Source organism: Synechococcus sp. R65.1 (assembly GCF_047461755.1).
In the GTDB taxonomy this organism is placed as follows: domain Bacteria; phylum Cyanobacteriota; class Cyanobacteriia; order Thermostichales; family Thermostichaceae; genus Thermostichus.
On sequence record NZ_JANSHU010000037.1, the window covers coordinates 1 to 6105 of the forward strand.

A 6105-nucleotide genomic window follows, 5' to 3' on the forward strand; every position below is an offset into this window, starting at 1 on the left:
TCAACAAATACACCCCAAGGTGGCAAGGGATCCAACAAGTTGTTTCCAATTTCTAGGGATCCCCCCGAAGGGGGAACCTAAAAAGCGGGTGGGATACCACTGGCTGATACCTCCAAGTTTCCAATTTCTAGGGATCCCCCCGAAGGGGGAACCGCGCCCAGGAACTGGATCGCCAGGAAGCCGATGGGGGATGTTTCCAATTTCTAGGGATCCCCCCGAAGGGGGAACCACATACCCAGCCAGTTTTAGTTCAAAAACACAACTAGTTTCCAATTTCTAGGGATCCCCCCGAAGGGGGAACACTCCACTACAGTGGAGTTCCGATTAAGAATGGGATGAAGTTGGTTTCCAATTTCTAGGGATCCCCCCGAAGGGGGAACCTACATTATCGCATTTTCTTACCGCGATAGGTGGTTGATAATCGTTTCCAATTTCTAGGGATCCCCCCGAAGGGGGAACTTTGTTGTCGTTGGTACAACCAACGGAAATGATGTCCTCGTTTCCAATTTCTAGGGATCCCCCCGAAGGGGGAACCCAGCACAACGAGTGGGCATGCCCTGGCTCACTCGTGTTTCCAATTTCTAGGGATCCCCCCGAAGGGGGAACTGGCGCATATACAAGCGCTTGCTCCCATAAATGTAGCGAAGTTTCCAATTTCTAGGGATCCCCCCGAAGGGGGAACGGTCACGGGAGCAGTTTTACGACGTGCTCAGGTCTGCAGTTTCCAATTTCTAGGGATCCCCCCGAAGGGGGAACGAATTGCAAATCAACGGTCAGTGCTTCACAACTGGTCAGTTTCCAATTTCTAGGGATCCCCCCGAAGGGGGAACCTTCTACTGCAGGTTGGTACGGCCCGGGGAATAACTCGGGTTTCCAATTTCTAGGGATCCCCCCGAAGGGGGAACAGTTCTGCAGGCCCTGGGCTTCACAGGTGCTGATTTCAGTTTCCAATTTCTAGGGATCCCCCCGAAGGGGGAACTTGGACCGTCGATAGCCTGCATGGTGTATTGGCTTTCTACCACAAGTTTCCAATTTCTAGGGATCCCCCCGAAGGGGGAACTTCAACTTCAGGGATGAAAGTTATGCCAGGTCAGTTTATCAAGTTTCCAATTTCTAGGGATCCCCCCGAAGGGGGAACATGAGGAGGAAATGACTGAGTAACCTCCCACTAACTCTGTTTCCAATTTCTAGGGATCCCCCCGAAGGGGGAACTCCACCCCTATTAAACCCAAGCAGGGCAAGGAATGCAAGACCCATTTGCGAGGGATCCGGAAAAAAGTCGGCAAAAAGGGTGCTGGCGAGGGGGCTTTGGGGCCGGAAAGCCTTGTGGCGCAAGGCGTCGAGAGATCGGACGAAAGAATCGGCCTTTGCGGCTTTTGGCGGATCGCTCGCGCAGGCGTTGATACCGTTTGAGTGTGCTTTTGGAAACACCGAGTGCTTAAGTAGGAAGAGACTTGCCTGAGCTACACAATGACCGAGCTGGGGGGTGCAGTCAGGGCAGGCCCACCCCAGATTTCCACCTGGGCGAGGGCATAGCTAGTGAGCGGATAGAAGCGGACGCTGTCTTCCTCGGGCTTGATCTTCTTGCGGAGCCGCAGTTTGAGCTCCTCGAACTTGTCTTTGTCGAGGACGCACTCAAACACGCTGTATTGCACGCGCTTGCCGTAGCCTTCTAGCAGGTCGGCAATTTTCTTGCGTCGCTTGTCGCAGGGAGTATCGTAGGTAACAACATAAAGAAACATCAGCGAATCCGGTAGGGCTGGTACAAATCTTGAGGATTATAGACGGATTGCTTAAACTTTTTAACTTGCTGCGTTAGCAGATCCCAGCGGGGTTGATCTCCGTCAGGGGTCTGGATGGATCCCTCCATTCTTTGGATGAAAGCTGTAAGGTACTTTTTCCTGCCACTATCACTTAGAAAACAGCCACCATCGCGATACTCAAAGTCTTCTTCGATGTTCATAATGCCCTTGTTGATCAGCCAGAGGACTATTGAATCTACAATAGGCGCCCGAAATTCTTCCAGTAAGTCCGAAACCAGAGCAGCATGGCGTTCACTGCTAGCGTGCAAGCAACCCTGATAGGGATCCAAATCTTGCAGCTCAACCAGGGTTAATAGATGGTTCCAGAGCACCATGTAGCCAAAGCTGAGCATGGCATTAACCGGGTTAGTGGGCGGCTGTCGAGTGCGGTTAAGCAAAACAAAGCCCCTTTGCTGAAGGCAATTTCCCAATTCCGGGAAATACAGAGCCGCAGCCGCTCCTTCAATGCCCCGCAATTGATCTAGAGACTTGGCCTCAAGAGCTTGAGCAGCCAAATGTTCCAGACTGCGCAGGGTCAGATCCCCTGTCTCAGTGGGGCGCTGCCTGAGCTGCCTCATCAGCAGCACTCGGCTATTGAGAAGCTTGGCTCGCACCATCTGGGCTGCCGTTTGCAATCGCCATTCTTCAGGGAGCGCCTGTTGCAAATGAGCTAAGCGGCGGTACCCCCTCTCTATAGGAACAAGGCGACCATAGCAATAGCCTAGCCGGGAGAGATAGGCAATAGGAATATTCCGCCTCAGGCACGCTCTCACTACGTCTGTGGTTACCTGGGATCGGCCAAAGATTAAAATTTGCTCCAGCAAGGGTAGAGGCACCTCCTGCAAGAGCGACTCGCCCAAATAGACCATTACGAACTCTTGCTTAAGGCTTAGCCTACACCCCTGCTGAGAGACATATAAAGTTCGCATTATTCGTCATGACGACGCAGATCTTCAGCGCCTCGCCTCTGATCTATGGCGTTGCCGGGTTTAGAGCGGCCACGCTCCGGTAAAATCTCAACATCAATTTCAGGACTTGACAAGAAATCCATCACGATCTCGGCCAGACTGCCCGAAAAGAAGCTGGCAATCGCGACAAGAATGGTATTGGTAATCACGGCTGCCAATCCCAAAGGGGCAATTAGCAGGATGGCCAGCGTGATCGAGCCGTTGACCACAGCTGTAACAAGGTTTCTAAGAACTTTGGCATTGATCCTCTTTTTAGACATTTTATTCCTCCTCTAGAGATTCTCCAAGATCTCTACCTCAAGGGCCAGATTATTCCAAAATCGTCAGCATTTTTCCTGAGCTGTTCAAGATAACTTTTCCTAGGATCCACCGTTGCCCCAAAAACGGTAACTACTTGGTAATCATCTAGGTTGGCAATCCAAACAGGCGAGGGCACGACACCTCCCTGCACACCTCCGCACAAGAATTTGTCGTATCGCCCTTCGCCCTGCCGGCCCAATTGATGCAGGATTGCCAAGGCATAAGGCTTTTTGAATTCTTCCTTGCCGCTGCAGACTACAATCTTGCAGTTGGCATCCACTGCTTCCGGCCATTTATCCCTGTCAACTCGGCCAAAACTTTGTGGGCTGTTGGGGTTAATGGCTTGCTGGGCTAGAGTCTTGAGAGCCTCAAAGAAGCTGCCCAGTCGCTTTTGGAAAAGCTTCTGAAACTCGACCACCGATCCTGGCAGCTCCCAGAAGGGACTCTCTGACTTGGGAATTAGGGTAGAGCCGCGCCACCAGGGAGGCCGGTCGCGATCCTGGCGGGAGTAGCAGGGTCTTCTAGCACCTTGGCCCACACCCCCCAGATGGAACATCATCCAGGTGAGGTTAGTAAAGAGCCTTTTCATCGCCTCCTGCTCTGCTGGGGAAGCGTAATTTTGGCACTCGCTAGAAAAACTCAAGACAAGGATCCCTTCCTGTTGGCCTGCGACTTCTCTTCGCTGATTGGGCTCCGGCCGAGAGACTTTGCCGTTCAGCAAATCCACATGGATCCAGCCGTGTTTTTGCTCAGGGGTGATGGAGCCAAACAGTTGTCCTTCCCACTTCTGAACCTGAACAACCGGCAAAACCCCCAAGGCAAAAGTGCGAAACCAGTAGCGCAGCATATTCTTAAAAGCCACAGGCCGCACTTCGGCAATGGGTCGATTATCGTAGCGATTCCTACCCGGATTCCAGTTAGCTACTTGACGCCCGTGAATGAGTTGGCCTTCTAGCTCAAAGGGCAGCCGCAGGAATTCCCCTGGCATCTTGTCCAGCGATTTTCCTAGGGGGATCAGCCGGCCATAGCCAGTATTCACCTGGGATCCCACCCCTTGCTCTAGACCCTGGATCAGCCACTCCTTGACTTGAGCCAATATCTGGTCGGTACAGCCGGGGCCTTTGCGTAGGCCAATCAAAAAAGTGGCTTGTTTGAGAGAAAAGAACAAGTTAGGGTTAGGCGAGTAGTCAAGACTTTTTCCATTCCATTTCCAGATATTGTTGGCAATATCTACCGCCAGGCCTCCGGTTTTGGAGTTATCGGGATCCTCCCGCCTCTGGGGCCGAGTGGGCATAGGGTAGGCATCCAGAAAAATTACCTTGCCAGCACTGTCTTGTTCGCCAGCTTGTAGGTGACCAAACCAAGGAGCTACAGCTTTGTCCGCTTCCTCCCAAGAGAGGTTGCGCTCCCGCATCAGCTCTCGAATGGCCTGGGATCGGGCTACGCCGCGCAGGGTGGAGCTGGGAATGTAAGGGATCCCTAAGTGATCGAAAGCAGGGAGCAGCATGCTCTCCGGGCCTTTGGCTCCACCGACTCGAATTCGCCAGGGACAGGTGACCTGAAAGGTGTTGCTGGCAATACGCTGGGTGCGCTCATTCAAAACCTTCAAGCGAGCTCCAAAGTTGATCCTGGTTTCCACTTGGTGCGCCAGCTCCGCCTTGGTGCCGTCTTTAAAAGCATCGAGCGGCGCTCGCATCCAACGCAAATATTCAACAAAGCCAGCGGTGGGACCGGGGTTGGGCGTGGGATCCAAGGGGTGACCTAGCCACGGTGAGGGCTGAGAATTGTTTCCCCCTCGGCCACCACCTCCACCGCGCGGCTGGTTTCCCCCACCATTACCTCCTTTAGGTCGATTTTCCTGAGGTGGCTGGCGGCTGGGATCCCCTGGCCTGGGAGGACGAGGAAGCGGCTGGGGAGTGTTGCCAGGACGGGCAGAGCGATGACCAGTCATGGGATCTTCTCCAAAAAAGGGAAAAAGGGTTAGGAGTTGCCAAGAGTTTGCCGAAATTCACGCAACATGGCGCTGGTGCCAATCTCTAAGGCCCGTTGAATGAGCTGAGGCACAAGCTTGGGGATGTCGAAGTCTGGAAAAAGCTGGCTGCGGCTGGATTCGACGTAGTCTTGCTCCTGCAAGATAAATATCCGCAAACTTCGCTCATTCAAGATCCAAACTTCTGGCACGCCAATAGCTTTGTAGGCATCGATAAAAGTTTGGGAAGTAACATCGGACTCAATGGCCAGATCGGGTGGGGGGAACAAATCAACATCGATCCTTCCCTCACATCCACGCACCTGCTCCAGGTGATTGACATAGAAACAGGTGTCTGGTTCTACTCCAGCACTGCCAGATTTTTTGAGGGTTGTTGAGCCAAAATCTTCCCAGTCTCTCCCCTGAGCATCGAGGAGAGCTTTTACAATATCTCCAGCGATGCGATGAGGGCGTTCATGCTTGGATAAGGGAGACATAATCTCGAAAGTTCCATTGCAGTAGGCAATGCGAGTATGGCGATCTTCGCCCAGCTCTTCCAGAATGTTCTCGCAGTCTTGCCAGGTCAACGAATGGATGACCACTCGGCTCCCCTCTTGGAGGTGGATAGACTGCAGGGGAATGGCTACACCCATTACTCTCCTCCTTTGACGTCGTGGTAGATGGCCGTGGCCCAAAAGCCAAACTCCTGAGCTAAAGCCAGACCCAGTCCTGTGAGGCCCAGATACTCTTCAACTCCCAATTGCATAAGAAGGTTTAGACCGTTGGAGCCAGCAATTCCTTTTTGGCCAGAGATCTCCTCTAGACAACTAAAAAACTCCTTGACCACTTGCTTTTTTCCCTCTTGGCTAAGGGCATTCTCTTCTGCCTTAAGGCGCAGTAGGCCCCAGGTGGAAAGGTAGGTGTAGAGTTCCACGGCCTGGTTTTTCTGTTCTCTAAGCTTTTCTAGATCCCTGGTCTGGGTTCTCAGTTGGCAAAGCGATTCATAAACGGGCTTGGCTAAGGTGCGCGGCTCAAAAGTCTCCATAAAACTTCCTCAACTAGTTCC

The 6105-nt window shown here is 52.7% G+C and carries 6 protein-coding genes and 1 CRISPR repeat array; all 6 genes read right to left on the reverse strand.

Translation table 11 applies throughout. The annotated features are described in order from the left end of the window. Positions 1-41 precede the first annotated feature (41 nt). Positions 42-1212: a CRISPR direct-repeat array (repeat unit 36 nt; unit sequence GTTTCCAATTTCTAGGGATCCCCCCGAAGGGGGAAC). A gap of 251 nt (positions 1213-1463) precedes the next feature. From cas2 to NW814_RS10980, 6 genes are read right to left on the reverse strand one after another with little or no spacing between them, the layout of a single operon-like run. Next, positions 1464-1742 carry a CRISPR-associated endonuclease Cas2 gene (gene cas2, locus NW814_RS10955; RefSeq protein ID WP_414389456.1) on the reverse strand — a complete coding sequence of 93 codons (279 nt, stop codon included), beginning with the start codon at positions 1740-1742 and terminating at the stop codon, positions 1464-1466. Then, complete coding sequence (gene cas1 / locus NW814_RS10960; RefSeq protein WP_414406321.1) at positions 1742-2731, reverse strand: CRISPR-associated endonuclease Cas1; 990 nt, start codon at positions 2729-2731, stop codon at positions 1742-1744. Before cas1 ends, cas2 begins: the two co-directional genes overlap by 1 nt. Then, positions 2731-3030, reverse strand: a complete 300-nt coding sequence (gene csx18 / locus NW814_RS10965) for a CRISPR-associated protein Csx18 (protein WP_414406322.1) — start codon at positions 3028-3030, stop codon at positions 2731-2733. The genes cas1 and csx18 overlap by 1 nt, the downstream gene beginning before the upstream one ends. A gap of 32 nt (positions 3031-3062) precedes the next feature. Continuing rightward, positions 3063-5021: an RAMP superfamily CRISPR-associated protein gene (locus NW814_RS10970; protein ID WP_414406323.1), complete on the reverse strand. Its 1959-nt coding sequence runs from the start codon at positions 5019-5021 to the stop codon at positions 3063-3065. A gap of 29 nt (positions 5022-5050) precedes the next feature. Beyond that, on the reverse strand, positions 5051-5692 hold the full coding sequence (locus tag NW814_RS10975) for a Uma2 family endonuclease (protein WP_414406324.1): 642 nt from the start codon (positions 5690-5692) through the stop codon (positions 5051-5053). Next, positions 5692-6084, reverse strand: coding sequence for a hypothetical protein (locus NW814_RS10980; RefSeq protein ID WP_414406325.1), 393 nt, complete (start codon positions 6082-6084; stop codon positions 5692-5694). Before NW814_RS10980 ends, NW814_RS10975 begins: the two co-directional genes overlap by 1 nt. Between the last annotated feature and the right edge of the window lie 21 nt (positions 6085-6105).

Excerpts from the sequence above, each read along its gene's own strand:
- cas2 (WP_414389456.1), bottom strand. The coding sequence starts at position 1,742 with ATGTTTCTTTATGTTGTTACCTACGATACTCCCTGCGACAAGCGACGC.
- cas1 (WP_414406321.1), bottom strand. The coding sequence starts at position 2,731 with ATGCGAACTTTATATGTCTCTCAGCAGGGGTGTAGGCTAAGCCTTAAG.
- csx18 (WP_414406322.1), bottom strand. The coding sequence starts at position 3,030 with ATGTCTAAAAAGAGGATCAATGCCAAAGTTCTTAGAAACCTTGTTACA.
- NW814_RS10970 (WP_414406323.1), bottom strand. The coding sequence starts at position 5,021 with ATGACTGGTCATCGCTCTGCCCGTCCTGGCAACACTCCCCAGCCGCTT.
- NW814_RS10975 (WP_414406324.1), bottom strand. The coding sequence starts at position 5,692 with ATGGGTGTAGCCATTCCCCTGCAGTCTATCCACCTCCAAGAGGGGAGC.
- NW814_RS10980 (WP_414406325.1), bottom strand. The coding sequence starts at position 6,084 with ATGGAGACTTTTGAGCCGCGCACCTTAGCCAAGCCCGTTTATGAATCG.